This window comes from Bradyrhizobium sp. MI1.3, from assembly GCF_055811695.1.
The window spans coordinates 1-738 of sequence record NZ_JBVVPQ010000230.1 but is presented as its reverse complement, the minus strand read 5'-3'; the positions used below and the strand labels follow the sequence as shown (position 1 = coordinate 738).

The 738-nt window shown below is 65.7% G+C and carries 1 protein-coding gene; it reads left to right on the top strand.

Features of this window, described 5'->3' with window-relative positions; all coding sequences use genetic code 11:
* Positions 1-217: 217 nt before the first annotated feature.
* A partial coding sequence (locus tag AC0L3A_RS40790; protein WP_473256587.1) for a tyrosine-type recombinase/integrase occupies positions 218-738 on the top strand: 521 nt, incomplete at its 3' end.

The following is a 738-nucleotide window of genomic DNA, read 5'->3' as shown; positions in this document are numbered from 1 at the left end:
CCGGTTGGGGCGGCATTTGAGATTGCAGGGATTGGGGGCTTGAGGCCCCCGAACCTTGCAATTTTCGTTTGTGGATTGAACGAAGCCGCTGTCGCGGCGTGCGTGGCGAGGTGGCGTAGATCGCCTCCTGCTGAGAGGATGTGGGTGTTGGAGCCCCCCTCAGACAGGGTATCGAGATGGCCGATTTGAGCCTCTTCGCCGCCGCATCATCGAGGACATGACCGTCCGCAGTCTGTCGCCGGCGACGCAGCGATCCTACATCGGCGCGGTTTCGAAGTTCAGCCGCTATTTCGGCCGATCGCCTGAGCGGTTGGAGCTGGAAGACGTCCGCGCCTTCCAGGTGCATCTGGTCTCGACCGACATCTCATGGCCGGCGCTGAACCAGATCATCGTCTGTGCGCTACGGTTTTTCTACGGCGTCACGCTCGGCGAGGCGCTCATCCCGGAGCGCATTCCCTATGCGCGAGAGCCCCGCAAGCTGCCGGTCGTTCTCAGCGCCGACGAAGTGGTGCAGTTCCTCGAGGCGGAGTCGAGCCTGAAGAGCCGCGCCGCGCTCACCACGGCCTATGCGGCCGGCCCCAGGGCCTCCGAGGTCGCGGGACAGCGGATCGAAGACATCGACAGCGCCCGCGGCGTCATCCAGGTGCGCCACGGCAAGGGCGCGAAGGATCGCAACGTGATGCTGTCGCCCCAGCTGCTGGGCATCCTGCGCACCTACTGGCGGCTCGCCCGGCCGCG